Origin of the sequence: Pseudomonas sp. SM4, assembly GCF_051913165.1 — a bacterium.
Taxonomy (GTDB): domain Bacteria; phylum Pseudomonadota; class Gammaproteobacteria; order Pseudomonadales; family Pseudomonadaceae; genus Aquipseudomonas.
Map to the genome: position 1 here is coordinate 388920 of NZ_JBODOE010000003.1, position 19283 is coordinate 408202.

Annotated in this window: 16 protein-coding genes and 1 pseudogene; 5 read left to right on the forward strand and 12 right to left on the reverse strand. The window is 60.2% G+C overall.

The features are described 5' to 3' along the window. Positions 1–29 precede the first annotated feature (29 nt). From ACQ4MY_RS07420 to ACQ4MY_RS07440, 5 genes are read right to left on the reverse strand one after another with little or no spacing between them, the layout of a single operon-like run. Positions 30–1031, reverse strand: a complete 1002-nt coding sequence (locus tag ACQ4MY_RS07420; protein WP_008080411.1) for an AAA family ATPase — start codon at positions 1029–1031, stop codon at positions 30–32. Next, positions 1028–2191 carry a DUF4350 domain-containing protein gene (locus ACQ4MY_RS07425; protein WP_440094598.1) on the reverse strand — a complete coding sequence of 388 codons (1164 nt, stop codon included), beginning with the start codon at positions 2189–2191 and terminating at the stop codon, positions 1028–1030. The genes ACQ4MY_RS07420 and ACQ4MY_RS07425 overlap by 4 nt, the downstream gene beginning before the upstream one ends. After that, positions 2188–3735 (reverse strand): DUF4129 domain-containing protein, encoded by a 1548-nt coding sequence (locus ACQ4MY_RS07430; protein WP_440094600.1) that lies wholly within the window; start codon positions 3733–3735, stop codon positions 2188–2190. Before ACQ4MY_RS07430 ends, ACQ4MY_RS07425 begins: the two co-directional genes overlap by 4 nt. Continuing rightward, positions 3722–4699, reverse strand: a complete 978-nt coding sequence (locus ACQ4MY_RS07435; protein WP_440094601.1) for a stage II sporulation protein M — start codon at positions 4697–4699, stop codon at positions 3722–3724. The genes ACQ4MY_RS07430 and ACQ4MY_RS07435 overlap by 14 nt, the downstream gene beginning before the upstream one ends. Then, on the reverse strand, positions 4696–5421 hold the full coding sequence (locus ACQ4MY_RS07440; RefSeq protein ID WP_440094603.1) for an RDD family protein: 726 nt from the start codon (positions 5419–5421) through the stop codon (positions 4696–4698). The genes ACQ4MY_RS07435 and ACQ4MY_RS07440 overlap by 4 nt, the downstream gene beginning before the upstream one ends. A gap of 181 nt (positions 5422–5602) precedes the next feature. On the opposite strand from ACQ4MY_RS07440, the gene sbcB reads away from it, so the two are divergent. Further along, complete coding sequence (gene sbcB, locus ACQ4MY_RS07445) at positions 5603–7033, forward strand: exodeoxyribonuclease I (protein WP_440094605.1); 1431 nt, start codon at positions 5603–5605, stop codon at positions 7031–7033. A gap of 98 nt (positions 7034–7131) precedes the next feature. Here sbcB and mvaT read toward each other — a convergent pair whose 3' ends face one another. Further along, positions 7132–7509, reverse strand: coding sequence for a histone-like nucleoid-structuring protein MvaT (mvaT, locus tag ACQ4MY_RS07450; protein WP_007933316.1), 378 nt, complete (start codon positions 7507–7509; stop codon positions 7132–7134). A 339-nt stretch (positions 7510–7848) separates the two neighbouring features. Here mvaT and purU point away from each other — a divergent pair, with 339 nt between their 5' ends. Both purU and ACQ4MY_RS07460 read left to right on the forward strand, forming a co-directional pair. After that, the gene (gene purU / locus ACQ4MY_RS07455) at positions 7849–8697 is read left to right on the forward strand and encodes a formyltetrahydrofolate deformylase (protein ID WP_007912774.1); all 849 of its coding nucleotides are present in this window, start codon (positions 7849–7851) and stop codon (positions 8695–8697) included. Positions 8698–8781: 84 nt separating this feature from the next. After that, positions 8782–8958, forward strand: coding sequence for a hypothetical protein (locus ACQ4MY_RS07460; protein ID WP_283439261.1), 177 nt, complete (start codon positions 8782–8784; stop codon positions 8956–8958). Between the two features lie 72 nt (positions 8959–9030). On the opposite strand, the gene ACQ4MY_RS07465 is transcribed toward ACQ4MY_RS07460, so the two are convergent. The 5 genes and pseudogenes from ACQ4MY_RS07465 to ACQ4MY_RS07485 all read right to left on the reverse strand — a co-directional run. Next, entirely contained in the window at positions 9031–10026 is a 996-nt protein-coding gene (locus ACQ4MY_RS07465; protein WP_008080397.1) for a lysylphosphatidylglycerol synthase transmembrane domain-containing protein, read from the reverse strand. Further along, the gene (locus ACQ4MY_RS07470) at positions 10023–10799 is read right to left on the reverse strand and encodes a DUF2334 domain-containing protein (RefSeq protein WP_440094607.1); all 777 of its coding nucleotides are present in this window, start codon (positions 10797–10799) and stop codon (positions 10023–10025) included. The genes ACQ4MY_RS07465 and ACQ4MY_RS07470 overlap by 4 nt, the downstream gene beginning before the upstream one ends. Further along, positions 10792–11883, reverse strand: coding sequence for a glycosyltransferase family 4 protein (locus ACQ4MY_RS07475; RefSeq protein WP_440094765.1), 1092 nt, complete (start codon positions 11881–11883; stop codon positions 10792–10794). Before ACQ4MY_RS07475 ends, ACQ4MY_RS07470 begins: the two co-directional genes overlap by 8 nt. Before the next feature lie 185 nt (positions 11884–12068). Beyond that, a complete protein-coding gene (locus tag ACQ4MY_RS07480; protein WP_371043227.1) occupies positions 12069–12833 on the reverse strand; it encodes a methyl-accepting chemotaxis protein in 765 nt (254 codons plus the stop codon). 93 nt (positions 12834–12926) lie between these two features. Further along, a pseudogene (locus ACQ4MY_RS07485) lies at positions 12927–13958 on the reverse strand (HAMP domain-containing protein); the annotation flags it as partial. Positions 13959–14144: 186 nt separating this feature from the next. On the opposite strand from ACQ4MY_RS07485, the gene ACQ4MY_RS07490 reads away from it, so the two are divergent. After that, a complete protein-coding gene (locus ACQ4MY_RS07490) occupies positions 14145–15632 on the forward strand; it encodes a helicase HerA-like domain-containing protein (RefSeq protein WP_045123087.1) in 1488 nt (495 codons plus the stop codon). A gap of 80 nt (positions 15633–15712) precedes the next feature. On the opposite strand, the gene ACQ4MY_RS07495 is transcribed toward ACQ4MY_RS07490, so the two are convergent. Further along, on the reverse strand, positions 15713–16168 hold the full coding sequence (locus ACQ4MY_RS07495; RefSeq protein WP_008080387.1) for a DUF721 domain-containing protein: 456 nt from the start codon (positions 16166–16168) through the stop codon (positions 15713–15715). Between the two features lie 308 nt (positions 16169–16476). On the opposite strand from ACQ4MY_RS07495, the gene secA reads away from it, so the two are divergent. Continuing rightward, the gene (gene secA / locus ACQ4MY_RS07500; protein ID WP_158831161.1) at positions 16477–19212 is read left to right on the forward strand and encodes a preprotein translocase subunit SecA; all 2736 of its coding nucleotides are present in this window, start codon (positions 16477–16479) and stop codon (positions 19210–19212) included. Positions 19213–19283 lie beyond the last annotated feature (71 nt).

Genomic DNA, 19283 nt, shown 5'->3' on the forward strand with positions numbered 1-19283 from the left:
GCTGCGATCTTTTCTGCCCAAAACGGATTTCACAGGCGCGGCGCCGGGATCTGGTCGAGCAGTTGCAGCAACACCTGATCGACTTGCAAGCCTTCGATGTCCAGCTCCGGAGCGATGCGCACGCGATGGCGCAGCACGGCCAGCGCGCAGCCCTTGATGTCGTCGGGAATCACGAACTCGCCGCCGCGCAGCAACGCTCGGGCACGGGCGCAGCGTACCAGCGCAATCGAGGCGCGCGGCCCGGCACCCAGGGTCAGCCCCGGCCAGGTGCGGGTGCTGCGTGCCAGTCGAACGGCGTAATCGAGCACCTGATCATCCATCGGCAGATCACTGGCAATGCGTTGCAGGGCCTGCACATCCTTGGCTTGCAACACCGTGCGCAGGGGTTGCACATCGAGCATGTCAGCGCGGGTCGAGCGACTGACCTGACGCACCATGTTCAGCTCTTGTTCGGCGTCGGGGTAATCCATGCGCACTTTGAGCATGAACCGGTCGAGCTCGGCTTCGGGCAGGGGATAGGTGCCTTCCTGTTCGATCGGGTTCTGCGTTGCCAACACCATGAACGGTTGCGCGATCGGCAGGGCGCGACCTTCAAGCGTCACCTGGCGCTCCTGCATCGCTTCGAGCAACGCCGCCTGGGTCTTTGCCGGCGCGCGATTGATCTCATCGGCCAGCAGCAGGTTGGTGAACAGCGGGCCTTTGCGCAGTTTGAACTGCTCGGTCTGCAGGTCGTACACGGCGTGGCCGGTAACGTCGCTGGGCATCAGGTCCGGGGTGAACTGGATACGCGCGAACTCGCCACCAAAGCAACGCGCCAATGCGCGCACCAGCAAGGTTTTACCCAGCCCCGGCACGCCTTCGAGCAGCACGTGGCCGCCAGCAATCAACGCCGTGAGTACGTCGTCGATCACCTGATTCTGGCCGATCAGGGCTTTCTGCAATTCGCTGCGAACCGCCTGCGCCAGTTGACTGGCGCGCTGGCGTTGCTGGGCGGCGTGGCTGGCGCTGCCGGGCTCGGTCTGTTCATTCATAGCGTGTTCCTCAAGGTTTGCAGGTGGGCGACCTGACGGCAGAACTCGGCGCTGGACAAACGCTGGTTCGCAACCGGGCTCAGGGCCTGGCTGATGGCACGGGTCGGCTGGCGGGTCAGACGTGACAGCGCCAGCCATTGTTCGGCGACGTTCAATCGATCGAATCCGGGGTGACGGCGTCGAGCGCGGCGCAACACGTCCTGTTGCAGCGCTTGCAGCAATGCTTGCTGACCATTGTGGCGCAGGACGAAATCGGCGCTGGCGCGCAGATGCTCCTGCAACCGTCGCCGCCCGCTCGGGGCCGGCGCCTGGAGCGGGCCATGGCGCACGCCGACATGCCACAGCCACAGGCCGATCAAGGCGAGCAGGGCGACGATGGCCTGCGGGAAGTAGCGCCAAAGCAAGGTCAGCAACCCGTCGTGTTCAGTGTTGTAGATCAACGTGACGTCGGTGTCGGCGCTCAGGTACCAGAGCAGCCAGGCATTGTCGTATTGGCTGATGGTTTTGTTCTTCCACAACTCGGCGTCGGTGACCACGGTGATCGAGCCGAGGCTGTAGGGCAGTTGCATCATGTGCGTGGCCTTGGCGCTGTTGGCCCAGGCTTGCGCGAGATCTTTTGGGTCGTCGAGGTGGAAGTCGGTGTCGAAACCGGCATAGGCCGGTGCGTCTTCATCTTCCAGATAGAGCTTGGTCAATTGCGGGAAGCGCTCTGGCTCCTGATCGTTGGGCGGCTCCTTGAGGTCTTTGCTCAGCGACTGATGCAGTTGCACCCGATCGAGCAGCAGATCGTTGCTCTGGCGGGTCTGCTCGTCCCATATCGACTCGGCGACAAACACCAGCCGCCCACCGGCGCGCGTCCAGTTGAGAACTTGCTCGACCTGACGCGGGGTCATGCGTGAACGGTCGTTGAACAACAATAGCGTGTGTCGACGTGGGTCGATGTCGGGGAGTATGGCGAGGCTTTCGGCGTGGCTGACGTTGAGGCCGCGTTGCTGTAAGAACAGCTCTGCCGCCAGATACGGATTGGCCTGCACGGCAGGCGAGGGGCCATGATCGACTTCTTCCTGATAAGGCTTGGCCTTGAGGAACAGAAAAACGCTCAACGCGACAAGCAGCGTACCGATCAGCGCGCCGATCCACCACAGTGAACGCCGGTTCAAGACCGGGCCCCGTGACCGAACAGGGCGCGCCAGCCATCGCACAATTGCTGTTGCAGATGCGCCGCCGGGATTCGATGCCCGTAGGCCATGTTCTGCCAATGAGTGGTCAGTTCGCGGCTGAATGCGAGCAACTCCGGGCGCTGCAATTGTTCAACGCGCGCCAGCACCTGATGTTCGGTGTCGGCGGGTTTCAAGGTCAGCGCAAAGTCATGCAGCAGGTGGCTGAGCAGACCGCGATAGAGCAGGCTCAGCGCCGCGCGGGGCTGGGTTTGCCAGAGTTGTTCGGCGCGGGTGGCGATGTCGTCGGGCAGGGTGTCGCGGTTCAAATCCAGGCCGAAGGCTTGTTGCGGCAGCGCTCGCTTGGGTTTGGCCGGCAGGGACGGGCGGCGGCTGACGAAGGCTCGCAGAAATTCACGGTAATGCCAGATCAGCCAGCCGAGCAAGGCAATCACCGTGCCCCACAGCAGCACCTCGATCAGCTTGGCCAGCGTGTTGAAATGTTGACCGTCGAGCCATCCCAGCAGCGTCTTCAGCCACTGCGGTGCTTCACCGGGTTCTGAATCCTTGGCTGGCGCTGCCGGGTCTTCGCCAAAACGGTAGCGGGTGACGGACTCCTTGTTCTTGAACGGCGGCTGTTCGAGCAGGGCCTTGATACTGTCGCGCGAGGCCTGGCTGGTCAGCGGCTGATTCAACAAGCGCGGAGCATCGGGCCCGCTGTCGGCTTCGGCCGCCCACACCGAGGGCATGTTCGGCAATACCAGACACACCGCCAGTAGCAGACCCAGCACAGCGTTGTTCAGGCGTTGGCGCAAGCGACGGAACACCAGTTCGATGTCCCAGGCTTCCAGGTGCGTTCGGCGGTTCAGATAAAGACTGAACCCGCAGGCGACGTAGATCGGCTCCCAGACCACCAGCACCAGCGCATAAAAAGCGTTGGTCAGGTGCTCCAGCCAGCGCCAGTCGTGATCCGCCGCAAGAATCAGCGATTGCCAGTCCCAATCGGTTTCAATCGGCTGCGGCAGGAGCATGTAGAACAGCACCATCAAGCCGATCCACAACGCCGTTTCCAGGTGCACGCCGATGATCGTCAGCCATTGCGCAGCGCCCGCGTTGCGCTGCAACAGCACGGTTACCCGTTGCTGTCGCGCGTTGCCATCGAGGCCCTCAAGTTGCATCACTGGCATCAGAAAGCTGCGGCTCAGGCTCAGCCGGCGCCAGGTCAGGCTGGCCAGCAATTGAGGTTTGAGCAGCCGTGGCCACTCGCGCAGCGCTTGCTTGAGCGTCGGTGTTTCGCCGAACAGTGCTTTGGAAAGGATGTACAGCGGCAGGCGCTCGTAGGCTGGTTTCAACCACCAGAAAATAAACACCGCCAGCGACGGAGAATCCCACAGCAGCAGGCTGAGCACGGCAAACAGCGGCAGGGTGACGATGGCCCAACTGGTCATCAACAGACGTCGGTGCTGCTGAGACATCAGCACGCCGAGATCCATGGCTTCCCAGTTCGTGCGTGGACGGATCACCACCGTGGCGTCACTCAGGCGCATGGCGATTCCTTCCGGCGAACAACAGATAAGCCGCGACCATTAACCAGAGCCCGGCGCCGACCAGGTATTTGGTCAGCGGGGCGACACTGGTTTTCGATGACCAATAGGCCTCGATGAACGCCGCGATCAGCAGAAACACCATCACTCCGCAGACCAGCAACACGCTTTTGCGCGCCGCGCGTTTCAAGGCTTCGGCGCGGGTCAGGCGCCGGGGGGCAATCAGCGCCCAACCGAGTTTCAGACCGGCCGCGCCGGCGAGGGCAATCGCCGTCAGTTCGAAGGCGCCATGGCCGATGACGAACGGCCAGAAGGTCTGGCCGAAACCGATCTCGGTCAGGTGCCCGGCGACCGCGCCGATCACCAGCCCGTTGTAGAACAGAAAGAACGCGCTGCCGATGCCCATCAGCAATCCGCTGGCGAAGGTCTGGAAGGCGATGCCGATGTTGTGCATCACGTAGTAACCGAACATCACCCAGTCTTCGCTGGCCGCGCGCTCGGCGGGACGACCGAGGTGGCCGGCGACGGGGTCGTACATGCCTTGCATCTCGCGCACCTGTTCGGCGGGGATCAGGTTGTAGACCAGCTCGGGAAACCCATACACCAACACACCAACACCGATCAGGCTGCCGAAAAACAACAGCGCCGCGACCAGCACAAAAGGCCATTCGGCGCGCACCAGTCGCGGAAAACCGGCGAGGATAAAGCTCAGCAGATTGGCCCCGAGACGACTGCGATGGCGATACAACTGCTGATGCCCGCGCAGCACTTGCTGTTGCAACGAGTCGATGAGGAAACTGCTGTAACCGCGCTCCTGCGCCAACGCCAGGTGCTGGCAAAGTCGGCGATAGGCTTTGGGGAAAGCGCTGACCTGCGAGGTGTCCTTGCCGCGTTCAAGACGTTCGAGGGCCAGCGCAAAACGCTCCCATTCGGCCTTGTGGCGACTTTCGAAGAGGCTTTGCTTCATGTCGGGCCCAACAAGCTGCGTGCGATGCCGTTGAGTTCCGTCACAGCTTTGGGCGCGGAAATGTGCAGCGGCTGGGCGAGCAGGGCGGCCAGTTCATTGACCCGCGCTGCTGACAATTCGCCCTGACGTTCGGCAAACCCGAGCACCGCGCGTTGTTCGCTGAGGGTCAGCACAACGGGTGAACGGCGCGGTTCGGCCTCGGGCAGTTGCGGGCGGGTCAGCTTGCGTTCGCTGTAGACCACCAGCGTGCCGGCGGCAATGTCGCCGAGGCGTTTGAACGTCGGATGATGCAGGCAACTGAGGGTGCCGAGAAAGTAGCCGAACGGCAGCAGATCGACGAAGCGCAGCAGGTTGCGCAGCAACGAAGCCGACCAGCCCACCGGTGTGCCGTCATCGTGGACCACGCGCAGGCCCATCCACTGTTTACCAGGCGACTGGCCCTGACGCAGCACTTCAAACAGCACCATGTACCACCAGCTGATGGCGAACAGCAGCAACGAACCGAGACCCAGCCCCAGCTTGCCGAGGAACGCCAGTGCGATAAACAGCACGCCCGCGATTACACCGCGAATGCCCAGATCGATCGCGAACGCCACAGACCGCACCATCAATCCGGCCGGACGCAGGGGCAGGTCGATGCCTTCCGGCGTTTCGACCTGATGCCGCGTATCCAGCGGCGGGGCCAGCGGTGCTTTCCTTGGCGGTGCTGTGGTCTCGAGCATGGGCTACCTGATGTTCGCCTGTTCGGGGTGCAAGTGCGTCCGATGCTAGCAGCCTCTCGGGGGGAAACGACATCACTATGTATTGCACCGCGTGTGAGGCAACGTGCAGAAATGACGCGAGGCTGGCCGCGACAAGGGTTGAGCGCCTAGACTTTGCCGATCTTCAGTTCAGGAACCGCCCGTGACTTCAATCTTCTGGTACGACTACGAAACCACCGGCATCAATCCGCGTAACGACCGCCCGCTGCAGGTCGCCGGGATTCGCACTGACCACGAGCTCAACGAAATCGACGCGCCGGTCAACCTCTACTGCCAGCCCAGCGAAGACATCCTGCCGCACCCGGCGGCCTGTGCAATTACCGGCATCACCCCCAGCCAGCTCGCCGAAAAAGGTTTGAGCGAGGCCGATTTCATGACCCGCGTACACGCGCAACTGGCCGCGCCCGGCACCTGCGGCGCGGGTTACAACACCTTGCGTTTCGACGACGAGATGACGCGTTACAGCCTGTATCGAAACTTCTTCGATCCCTACGCCCGGGAATGGCAGGGTGGCAACAGTCGCTGGGATCTGATCGATGTGGTGCGCGCCGCGTACGCATTGCGCCCGGACGGCCTGGTCTGGCCGACCGATGACGAGGGCCGCGTCACCCTCAAGCTTGAACGCCTGACCGCCGCCAACAACATCGATCACGGTCATGCCCACGAAGCGTTATCCGATGTGCGCGCGACCATCGCGCTGGCCAGACTGATTCGCGAGAAACAGCCGAAGCTCTATGACTGGCTGTTTCAATTGCGCAGCAAACAGAAGGTCATGGATCAGATTCGCCTGTTGCAGCCGCTGGTGCATATTTCCGGGCGCTTCTCCGCGGCGCGCAGTTACGTCGGCGTGGTCATGCCGTTGGCCTGGCACCCGAAAAACCGCAATGCGCTGATTGTCTGCGACTTGCACCTCGACCCGCAGGGCTTGCTCGACCTGGATGCGCAAACCCTGCGCCAGCGCCTTTACACGCGCCGCGACGATTTGCTCGAAGGCGAATTGCCGGTACCGCTCAAGCTGATTCACATCAATCGTTGCCCGGTGGTGGCACCGTTGTCGGTGTTGCGCGCCGAAGATCAGCAGCGACTGGGTCTGGACATGGCGCTTTATCAGGCGCGAGCACTGCGACTAACTGACGCACAACAAGTTTGGAAAGATAAAGTCGCGGCGATTTATGCCAGCGAAGATTTCACCCCCAGCGAAGATCCGGAACAACAGTTGTACGACGGATTTATCGGTGATCGCGACCGCCGTCTATGTGAGCAAGTGAGAGCGTCCGATCCGGCACAATTAGCGCAAGAGCAATGGCCTTTCGATGATGAACGTTTGCCTGAATTACTCTTTCGATATCGAGCGCGTAACTTTCCCGATACGTTGAATTCTGAAGAGCAAGAGCGCTGGAGAATATTTTGCCAGCAGCGTTTGTCGGTGCCTGAATGGGGGGCGCCGAATACCCTGACATCATTTATCAACACGGCCGAGCAATGGCTGCTTAGTGCGACGCCGATGCAGAGCGCGGTGATCAATGAATGGCAGAATTATGTCCAGGCATTACGCAAACGTTTGGATCTTTGAAATCGAACATGCCCGGCATAAATGTCGGGCATAAAAAAACGCCAGCATTGGCTGGCGTTTTTTTTCGTCACCGATCAATCAGCGACGGGCGTTGCGGCTTAGCCCAGCAGGGTAGCCCAGCCTTCAACCACGTCACCGCCCCACTTGGCTTTCCACTCTTTCAGAGTTTTGTGGTTGCCACCTTTGGTTTCGATGACTTCGCCGTTGTGCGGGTTTTTGTATTGTTTAACTTTGCGAGCACGCTTGGTGCCGGTAGTTTTTACTGCGCCGCCGCGTGGTGCTTTGGTTTTCGACTCTGGGTCCAGCAGCGCGATGATGTCACGCAGCGACTTGGAGTATTCGCCCATCAGGGTGCGCAGTTTGCCTTCGAATTCCAGCTCGGTTTGCAGTTTGTCGTCTTGCGACAGGTTCTTCAAACGGGCTTGCAGCTCTTTGATAGCTTCTTCGGTGGCGCGATATTCGTTGATCAAGGACATGAGAACTACCTTATGTGGAGGTGTTGAATGGCAGGGGACAGTGCCGCAATAATAGTCAGGCTGTTTCATCAAGTAAACATTTAACCGGAGTTTTTATTTAAATTAGTTACGATTAATAGGCATGAATTGATTGTTCCGTTAAATAGTGTGATGCAGTCATCACAGATATTCACAAAGATCTGTTGATGCGGTGCCATTAGAGCGCCATCACGTTGACGTTTATCCCCGTCAAAAAGCCGTATCGTCTGCCCAAACCCACCCCTGCGCCGATCAATACTGCAGTTTTCCCGCGCAGTCGCTAGAATGGCGGCCTTTGCGAAGTTCTGGAGTCTTCCCCTCATGCGCACTTTTCGTCTGGTGATTTCTTGCCCGGACCGCGTTGGCATCGTTGCCAAAGTCAGTAATTTTCTGGCAGCCCACAATGGCTGGATCACCGAAGCGAGCCACCACTCGGATAATCAGGTGGGCTGGTTCTTCATGCGTCACGAAATTCGTGCCGACTCGCTGCCATTCGGTATTGAAGTGTTGCGCGAGAAGTTTGCACCGATCGCTGAAGAGTTCTCGATGGACTGGCGCATCACCGACACCGAGCAGAAAAAGCGCGTTGTATTGATGGCCAGCCGCGAATCCCACTGCCTGGCGGACTTGCTGCACCGCTGGCACAGCGATGAGCTGGATTGCGAAATCTCCTGCGTGATCTCCAACCACGACGACCTGCGCAGCATGGTCGAGTGGCACGGCATCCCTTATTACCATGTGCCGGTCAATCCGCAGGACAAGCAACCGGCCTTCGATGAAGTGTCGCGTCTGGTCAAACAGCACGACGCCGAAGTCGTGGTGCTGGCGCGCTACATGCAAATCCTGCCGCCGGACATGTGCCGCGAATATGCACACAAGGTCATCAACATTCACCACAGCTTCCTGCCGTCGTTCGTCGGCGCCAAGCCGTACCACCAGGCTTCCCTGCGTGGTGTGAAACTGATCGGCGCGACCTGCCACTACGTGACCGAAGAGCTGGATGCCGGCCCGATCATCGAGCAGGACGTGGTACGTGTCAGCCACAGCGACAGCATCGAAGACATGGTGCGTTTCGGCCGTGACGTCGAGAAGATGGTGCTGGCTCGCGGCCTGCGTTACCACCTCGAAGATCGCGTGCTGGTGCACGGCAACAAGACCGTGGTGTTCTGATCGAGCGCCCGCAGGCTTGAAAAACCAAGGGTCTGGGCGTTCAATCGTCCAGACCCTTTGTCATTTCTGCTTTGAGGAAAAGCCATGACCGATCCACTGGACAAAGCCACTTCCAAAGCACCGGCGACGTTGGGCGAGGGGTGTTTGAGTCGCTACGACCCGGAGGACATGAGCCCGGAGGATGGCACCGAGTTTCCCGGTGCGGCCGAGTTGTGGGAGCAGGTAAAACCAGAGTCGGACGATGAAACAGGCGAAGCCTGAAAAGATCGCAGCCTGCGGCAGCTCCTACATTGAAACCCAATCCCTGTAGGAGCTGCCGAAGGCTGCGATCTTTTAAGCTTGACGCACTTTCATCAGTTTCCTTAGCAAAGGCCGCCCCAGCATCAACAAAAACACCGGTCCCCCTACTACCAGATAAAAGTAATACGTCACCACCCGCCAGATCAGAATCGCCGCTGCTGCCGTCGATTTCCCCACCATCGGCGCCAACAGCGCCGCCGAGGTCAATTCCGCCGCCCCCGCGCCACCTGGCAACAGACTGAACTGCCCGGCGCCGAGCGAAAGCATCTGCACCAGAAAACTCCACGCCCACTGCAAGTCTGCGCCCAGCCCGCGCAGGGCCAGATACAGCACGCTATAGCGCAGCAGCCAATGCACGCAGGTCAGGGCGAACACCTTGGCCAGGGTTTGCCAGGGCAATTTCAACGTGTCGGTAAACGCGGCGAGAAAGTGCAGCAGCTTGCGCGCCCAACGGCGACGGGTACCGGCCTTGACGTTCATCCTCGCCAACAGACGACCGCTCAGCCGGATCAGGGCGCGGTGGTAACGTGCCAGCAACACGCAACTGAACAGGCCGCCAAACAACGACACGGCGCTGACCATCAGCAGCCATTCGAGGCGATCACTGAGGTGCTGGAACAGCGCGTAAATCAGAATCCCGCTCAACGCACAGAGAAAGAACAGCAAATCGCTGAGCTGGTCCATGGCAAACACCGCACTGCCACGCGCCGGACGTACGCCGCTGCGCGCCAGTAACGCCATGATCGTCAGCGGCCCGCCACTGCCGCCGGGTGTGGCGCAATAGGCGAACTCAGCGGCCATGACCACGCCGAGACTTTTCAGTGGCGTGACGCGCTCGCACTGATCGCCGAGCAACAAGCGTAAACGCAAGGTATTGATGCCCCAGCAGAGCAGGATCATGCCGAACATGACCAGCAGCCAGTGCAGCGGAAAACTTTGCAGACGCGCCCAGATTTCGCCGCCGCCCAGCACCACCGGGATCAGCACTGCCGCGAGCAAGCCGATCAGTAACAGAATGCCGCGACTCATGCGACGTGTTCCAGTTGACCGCGCTGTTGTGCCAGCCAGTTGATTTTGCTCATCGGTACGCGTCCATCCGCCAGCAGTTGTTGAAGAGTGTGCAGCCAATAATCACGGGAAAAACGGTGACGCATGTCCACGGGGTGCAAGCCTAGCCGAATCACCGGCGCCTGGCGCCAGCGCTGTTGCCGCTGATCGCTGAGCATTTTCGACAGGCCTCGACGCCAGGCACTGCGGGCGCTCCAGACCAGACCGGGGGCCGCTATGGGGGTGAAGTCCGGCAGAAGATAAAGATGTTGCGGGTCGCTGGTGTAACGCAGCGGCAATTGGCGCAAGGCTTGGCGGGTGCCATCGCTCATCAGCCAGGCCGGGGCGACGAAACCGTGCAGTGGCCAGTTGTGGCGCTGGAACATTTCGACACCGGCGCGCAGGCGGGTCAGGGCGGCGTCGTGGGACAACCGATAGAACTCGCCTTCGTGGGTATAAACGCGGCGCATGAACCAGTCTCGCGGGGTGTGCGGGCCGGGTTCCTGATCGTCATGGTAATAACCGTGCAGCGCCAGTTCATCACCGCGTGCCACGCGTTCGCTGAGCATCCGGGAAAACGCCGGATGAGCGTCGAGCGTGTCGTGGCGGTGGAAGTCCGGCACAACCAGCCACGTCATCGGCACGTTGCCCAGGGCGTCGATCGCTTCGACAAACGGCTGGTAATCCGCCCACGTCGAAGGTGCTACATCGTGCAGCACCAGCAACACGGCGGGTTTGGCGAGGGGGTCAGCCATTGGCAACTCTGGGCAACGAATCGCCGAGCACGGCGTGATAGTGACCCAGCAGGCTGTCGACTACCGTGTCCCAGGCGTAATGCTGTTCGACATGTTGGCGGGCTTGCTGGCCAAGCCGGGTGTTGCCACGACTGAATAGCTCACGCACCGCATTGGCCATGGCTTGCGGGTTGTTCGGCGTGCAAAGCAGGCCGCACGATTCATTGACGATTTCGGTAAACGCGCCAGCCGCGACGGCCACCACCGGAATGCCGCAGGCCATGGCTTCAAGAATCACCAGGCCGAAGGTTTCCTGATCGCCGGCATGCAGCAACGCATCGGCACTGGCCATCAACTGCGCGACCCGTGGGGCCGGGCAGAACTCATCGATGACACTGACGTTGTCCGGCACCACGGCGGGCATCGACGAGCCAACCAGCAACAGGTGATAACGCGGGCCCAGCCGCTGCATGCATTTGAGCAGCACTGGCAGGTTTTTCTCTTTCGAGCCTCGTCCAGCGAAGATCAGCAGGCGCGTGTCTTCGGCAAGGCCCAACTCGGCGCGCAGATTGCGGTCGCCAGCGTGCGGATGAAAAGTTTGCAAATCGACGCCCAGCGGTTGCACGAAGACATTGCGTACGCCGAGGCTGCTGAGCTTGTCGGCCATGACTTGGCTTGGCGCCAGCACCCGATCGAAATTGCCGTAAAGTTTGGTGACGTAGGCTTCGACATTCGGCGTGAGCCAATGGCCCATGCGATTGCCGACCAGCAGCGGCAGGTCCGAGTGATAGAAACCGATCACCGGCACGTCGAGTTGCCGGCGCGCATCAAGTGCGGCCCAGGCGGTGAGGTACGGATCGCCGACTTCGATCAGATCGGGCTGTAAATCCTGCAGGACGTTTCGCCATGGCGCGAGCCGCAGCGGGAAGCGATAACCCTTGCCGAAGGGCAGGGCAGGGGCGGGAACCGTGTAAACGCCGTCGTCTTCGCCGAAATGCGCACCGGGGATCAACAGGCTGTGACGAATGCCAGGCTTAAAGCCGAGGCGACGATGTTTGGCATCCAGATACGTCCGTACGCCACCGCTGGCCGGGGCGTAGAACATGGTGATGTCGGCGATGTGCACGGTGATCAACCCTCCGCTGCGTGGTTCTCCCTTGGTTGACCTTTATCCAGAATAGATGTTCGGTCGGGATTACAACGGGGGGCAGATGCAAAAAGATCGCAGCCTGCGGCAGCGCCTACATTCGAATCCCGGTAGGCGCTGTCGCAGGCTGCGATCTTTCAATCTTAGATGCGGAAACTACCCACCAACTGCTTCAACCGCGAAGCCTGCTGCTCCAGATCCGAGCAAGCCCGCAACGTCGCCTGCAGGTTCTCCACGCCTTCCTGGTTCAGCGTGTTGATCTCGGTGATATCAACGTTGATCGACTCGACAACGGCAGTCTGCTCTTCAGTCGCCGTGGCCACCGACTGGTTCATCCCGTCGATTTCGCCAATGCGCTGCGTCACGCTGTTCAAGCGTTCCCCGGCAAGGTTGGCGATCTCCACGCTGTCCTGACTGTGGCGCTGGCTGTCGCTCATGGTACTCACCGATTCACGGGCGCCCACTTGCAGCTCCTCGATCATCGTTTGCACCTGTTGCGCCGATTCCTGGGTGCGGTGCGCGAGGTTACGGACTTCATCCGCGACTACCGCGAAACCACGGCCAGCCTCACCGGCACGCGCCGCTTCAATCGCCGCGTTGAGCGCCAGCAGGTTGGTTTGCTGGGAAATGCTGGTGATGACTTCAAGAATCTGACCGATGTTCACGGTTTTGCTGTTCAGCGACTCGATGTTGCTGCTCGACGCGCTGAGCATGCTCGACAGCTGGTTCATTGCCTTGATGCTGCGATCCACCACTTGCTGGCCGTCTTCTGCCAGGCCGCGAGCATCGCTGGCCTGATTCGAAGCCTGGGCGGCGTTGCGGGCGATTTCCTGCGCGGCGGCGCCGAGCTGATTGATCGCGGCGGCCACGCTGCTGGTGCGCGAAGCTTGCTGATCGGAGTTGTACATCGACGAGTTCGACGCGGCGACCACGCGCAGCGCCACTTCGTTGACCTGGCCGGTGGCTGACGACACTTCGCGGATCGAACTGTGAATACGCTCGACGAAACGGTTGAAAGCGGTACCCAGAATGCCGAATTCATCGTTATTGACGATGGTCAGGCGTTTGGTCAGGTCGCCTTCACCGTCGGCGATGTCTTCCATGGCGCGGGTCATCACGTGCAGCGGCTGGATCAGCAGGCGGATCAGCATGCCGAGCAACGCGATGATGATCGCCACGGCGATGATTGTCGCAATCACTGCCGAGGTGCGGAACTCGCTGAGCATCGCGAACGCCTGATCCTTGTCCACCGACAATCCGATGTACCAGTTCACCGACGGCAGGCCTTTGATCGGCGCGAAGGTGACGATGCGGGTCTTGCCATCAACGGTGACTTCACTGAAATCGCTGCTGATGCGCGGGGTGTCCTGTGGATAGGCTTCCTTGAGTGATTTCATCACCAGGGCCTTGTCCGGGTGCACGAGGATCTTGCCGTCGGCGCTGACCAGGAACACATAACCCATGCCGTCGAAATCGCGGGCGGCGAGGGTATCGACCAGCGATTGCAGGCTCAAGTCGCCGCCTACCACACCGACGCTCTGGCCGGCCTTTTTCGAGGCGGTGGCGATGGAGATGATCAGTTGCCCGGTGGCGGCGTCGATGTACGGTTCGGTCAGGGTCGAGGTGCTGCTGCTCTCGGCACCTTTATACCAAGGGCGCACGCGCGGATCGAAACCGTCTGGCATTTTCGTGTCCGGGCGAATGGTGAAGTGCCCGGTGGCATCGCCCAGATAGGTGGCCATGAACGTCGAGGTCAGGGTCTTCTGTTCCAGCAGGCTGGCGACGTTGGCCGGTTCCGGGTTGATGGCGATGTTCTGGGCGGCGTTTTCGATCAGCAGAATGCGACCGCTGAGCCAGGTCTGGATGTTGCCGGCGGTGACCTCGCCCATTTCGTTGAGGTAGTTGTTCAGGTCATCGCGGATCGCGTTGCGCTGTAGCCAGTCGTTGTACAGCGTAAACGAGGCGAAGGCGGCGATGACGATGAGGGCGGCGGCAAGCAAAATTTTATGGCTGAAGCGCAGATTTTTGTTCATGGCTTGGGGTTCCGCTAAGGTCTTAATGTCCTGGGCGTGCTTTTATAAAGGCGCGCAATATGGGCAAAGGTGAATGCAAACTGATATTTCCGACTCTCCTTAGGGAAATGTCCGACCGACTTTTCAGTCAGGTTCACGCTTTATCTATCGGCCAAAGTGAATCAAAGATTAACCATGGGTGACAAAATGCCTGACTCATCGCAACTCGTAATCGGCGCCGATCTCACCGCGCAACCGATTGGTCAGGCCATGCGCCTGGCGAACCGCCACGGCCTGATCGCCGGCGCGACCGGTACCGGTAAAACCGTGACCTTGCAGCGTCTGGCCGAAGCGTTCAGCGACGCCGGTGTCGCGGTTTTCGCCGCTGACATCAAGGGTGACCTGTGTGGCCTCGGTGCTGCCGGCAACCCGCAGGGCAAGGTCGCCGAGCGCATCGCCGGGATGCCGTGGCTCGACTACAAGGCGCAGGCGTACCCGGTGACCTTGTGGGACATCCACGGTCAGTCCGGTCATCCATTGCGCACAACGTTGAGTGAAATGGGCCCGCTGTTGATCGGCAGCTTGCTGGAACTCACCGACAGCCAGCAGGCGGCGTTGTATGCCGCTTTTAAAGTGGCGGATCGCGAAGGGTTGTTGCTGCTGGACCTGAAAGACCTGAAGGCGCTGCTCAATCACCTCAAGGACAACCCGCAAATGCTCGGCGAGGACGCCGCGCTGATGACTACCGGTTCCAGTCAGGCGCTGCTGCGCCGTCTGGCGACGCTGGAACAGCAGGGCGCCGAAGCCCTGTTCGGCGAACCGGCGCTGCAATTGGAAGATATTTTGCAGCCGGCGGCCGATGGGCGTGGACGGATTCATCTGCTCGATGCCAGTCGTCTGGTGCATGAGGCGCCAAAGGTCTACGCAACGTTTTTGCTGTGGCTGCTGGCGGAGTTGTTCGAACAGCTGCCGGAGCGCGGCGATGCCGACAAACCGCTGCTGGCGTTGTTTTTCGATGAAGCGCATTTGTTGTTTGGCGATACGCCCAAGGCCTTGCAAGAGCGCCTGGAACAAGTGGTGCGGCTGATCCGCTCGAAAGGCGTTGGCGTGTATTTCGTTACGCAATCGCCGGCGGACTTGCCGGATGATGTGCTGGCGCAACTGGGCCTGCGCGTGCAGCACGGCTTGCGCGCATTCACCGCCAAGGAGCAGAAATCCCTGCGTGCAGTGGCGGACGGCTTCCGGCCGAATCCGGCGTTCGACACGTTGTCGGTGCTGACCGAGTTGGGCATCGGCGAGGCATTGGTCGGCACGCTGGCCGAGAAGGGCACGCCGGAGATGGTCCAGCGTGTGCTGGTGGCACCGCCGCAATCGCGGATCGGGCCGCTGACGGAAACCGAGCGTACGCTGCTGATCGCCGGGTCGCCGTTCAAGGGGCGCTATGACAAGCCGATCGATCGTGAATCGGCGTATGAAATACTCATGGGCCGTAAAGGCCTGGCGCCTGAGGCCGAAACCCCCGACGCAAAACCCGCGCCTGAAGAGCCAAGCCTTGCCGACAGGGCCGGGGAGTTCCTCGGCACAGCCGCCGGCCAGGCGCTGAAATCCGCCATGCGCCAGGCCGCCAACAATTTGGGCAAACAACTGGTACGCGGCCTGATGGGCTCTTTATTAGGCGGCAGCAAACGCCGCTGAAAGTAAAGATCGCAGCCTGCGGCAGCTCCTACAGGAGTTAATGTAGGAGCTGCCGCAGGCTGCGATCTTTTGACCTTGCTTCAGGTTTTGTCTTTGGCGTGTGCCGCCAATCGTTCCAGCGCTGCACGCAAACCCGGATCACTGATCCCGTCGGCTGTCGCCTGAATTGTCGCCGCGGCATCCGTCGACAAATCCATCGTATTGCCAACCACCGCGCGCTGCACCGTCGGCGGCTGCACTTTGAACAGAATCCGCGTCAAACTGGCGAACTCGTCAAACATCTGCAATTGCCGCTGCAAGCGTTTTTGCTGATAGCGCAGGCGCGTGGCCCAGTGGCCATCGGTGACAATCAGCAACAAACTGCCCTCACGCCACGAGGCGACATGGCAATGTTCACGGGCGGCAGGTTGCAGTTGGCTTTCGAGCAGACGCTGCAAATGCCCCAGTCGCTGGGCATGGCCGAGAATGGCTTTGAGCGGCTTGGCTTCGCGCAGGAGAACGGCGGGTGCTCTGGCCGTAAGAGGGCGAAATGCCATGATTGAACACCTGAAGTAACAGAAACGCCATGGTAGCAGAAAGGCCGAAATCACTCGCCCATTGCTTTTGCCCCCGCTTTACCCATTAAATCAACGACTAACTTCTGCCTTTTATGACTTGAAGTTGAGCAAAACGCCCCTATTTTAAGTGAGCCCCGTCAAAGCGCAGTGCCAGCATCGTGGAACATCGCCACTTTCCTCACTTCCGTTTCCGGGTAGAATGCTCGTTCGCATGCGGCCATGAGGGCTGCACGGGCGACGCTCACGGGGCCGCCCTCCATCCCTTTAGTGTGGAAGATCCTGCCGATATGTTTGCGCCTTTGTTAAAGAAACTTTTTGGAAGCAAGAACGAGCGTGAAGTCAAACGCATGCTCAAGACGGTGCAGCTCGTCAATGCCTTCGAAGAGCAAATGGTGGCCCTTTCGGACGATCAATTGCGCGCCAAGACCGCTGAGTTCAAGGCCCGCATCGCCAAAGGGGAAACCCTCGACAAGCTGTTGCCAGAAGCCTTTGCGGTCGCCCGCGAAGCCGGCAAGCGCATCATGGGTATGCGCCACTTCGACGTACAGCTCGTCGGTGGCATGACCTTGCACGAAGGCAAGATCGCCGAAATGCGCACCGGTGAGGGTAAAACCCTCGTGGCAACCCTGGGCGTTTACCTCAACGCATTGTCCGGCAAGGGCGTGCACGTTGTGACGGTGAACGACTACCTGGCGCGTCGTGACGCCAACTGGATGCGCCCGCTGTATGAATTCCTCGGCCTGACCGTCGGCGTCGTGACGCCGTTCCAGCCGCCGGAAGAGAAACGTCTGGCGTACGCCGCCGACATCACCTACGGCACCAACAACGAATTCGGTTTCGACTACCTGCGCGACAACATGGCGTTCAGCATGGAAGAAAAATTCCAGCGCGAACTCAACTTTGCCGTGATCGACGAAGTCGACTCCATCCTCATCGACGAAGCGCGTACCCCGCTGATCATTTCCGGTCAGGCCGAGGACAGCTCCAAGCTGTACATGGAGATCAATAAACTGATCCCGCAGCTGGAACTGCACGTTGAAGAAGTCGAAGGCGAAGTCACCAAGGCTGGCCATTACACCGTTGACGAGAAGACCCGTCAGGTCGAACTCAACGAAGCCGGTCACCAGTTCATCGAAGACATGCTCACCCGCGTCGGCCTGCTGGCTGAAGGCGAGAGCCTGTACTCGGCGCATAACCTGGGCCTGCTGACCCACGTCTATGCCGGTCTGCGTGCGCACAAGCTGTTCAACCGCAACATCGAATACATCGTGCAGGACGGTCAGGTCGTACTGGTCGACGAACACACCGGTCGTACCATGCCGGGCCGTCGTCTGTCCGAAGGCCTGCACCAGGCCATCGAAGCCAAAGAAGGTCTGAACATCCAGGCCGAGAGCCAGACCCTGGCCTCGACCACGTTCCAGAACTACTTCCGTCTCTACACCAAGCTGTCCGGCATGACCGGTACCGCTGACACCGAAGCGTTCGAATTCCATCAGATCTATGGTCTGGAAGTGATGGTCATTCCGCCGAACAAACCGTTGGCGCGTAAAGACTTCAACGACCTGGTGTTCCTCACCGCCGAAGAGAAGTACGCGGCAATCGTTGCCGACATCAAGGAAAGCATGGCGGCCGGCCGTCCGGTGCTGGTGGGTACTGCGACCATCGAAACCTCCGAGCACATGTCCGCACTGCTCGTGAAGGAAGGCATCGAACACAAGGTTCTCAACGCCAAGTTCCACGAAAAAGAAGCCGAGATCATCGCGCAGGCCGGTCGTCCGGGCGCACTGACCATCGCCACCAACATGGCCGGTCGTGGTACCGACATCCTGTTGGGCGGCAACTGGGAAGTTGAAGTCGCGTCGCTGGAAGACCCGACGCCTGAGCAGATTGCCCAGATCAAGGCCGACTGGCAGAAGCGTCACCAGCAAGTGCTGGAATCCGGCGGTCTGCAGGTGATTGCTTCCGAGCGTCACGAGTCGCGCCGTATCGACAACCAGCTGCGTGGCCGTGCCGGTCGTCAGGGCGATGCCGGTTCGAGCCGCTTCTACCTGTCGCTGGAAGACAGCCTGATGCGCATCTTCGCTTCTGATCGAGTGAAGAACTTCATGAAAGCCCTGGGCATGCAGCCGGGCGAAGCGATCGAGCACCGCATGGTGACCAACGCGATCGAGAAGGCGCAGCGCAAGGTTGAAGGCCGTAACTTCGACATTCGTAAACAACTGCTCGAGTTCGACGACGTCAACAACGAACAGCGTAAAGTGATTTATCACATGCGTAACACGTTGCTGGCCGCTGACAACATCGGTGAAACCATCGCCGACTTCCGTCAGGACGTGCTCAACGCCACCGTCAGCGCCCACATTCCACCGCAATCGCTGCCAGAGCAGTGGGACGTGGCCGGTCTGGAAGCGACGATTGCCAGCGACTTCGGCGTGAAACTGCCGATCCAGCAATGGCTCGACGAAGACGATCACCTGTACGAAGAAACCCTGCGCGAGAAGCTGATGGCCGAGCTGATTGCCGCGTACAACGAGAAAGAAGACCAGGCGGGTGCCGAGGCACTGCGTTCCTTCGAGAAGCAAATCGTTCTGCGCGTGCTGGACGACCTGTGGAAAGACCACCTGTCGACCATGGATCACTTGCGTCACGGCATCCACCTGCGTGGCTACGCCCAGAAGAACCCGAAGCAAGAGTACAAGCGCGAGTCGTTCACGCTGTTCTCCGAGCTGCTCGATTCGATCAAGCGCGACTCGATCCGTGTGCTGTCGCACGTTCAGGTTCGTCGCGAAGACCCGGAAGCCGAAGAGCAACGTCTGCGTGAGGAAGCTGAAGCACTGGCCGCCCGCATGCAGTTCGAACACGCTGAAGCGCCAGGTCTGGAGCAACCGGAATTGCTCGGTGAAGAGGTCGATGTGGCCCTCGCCGCCGCACCGGTTCGCAACGAGCAGAAGCTGGGCCGCAACGAACTGTGCTACTGCGGTTCGGGCAAGAAATTCAAGCATTGCCACGGGCAGATCCAGTAAAACCCGTTTCAATCGCTGAAATACCCGCGCCGCGACCGGCTCCTGCCGTCGCGGCGTTTTGCCATTTAAAT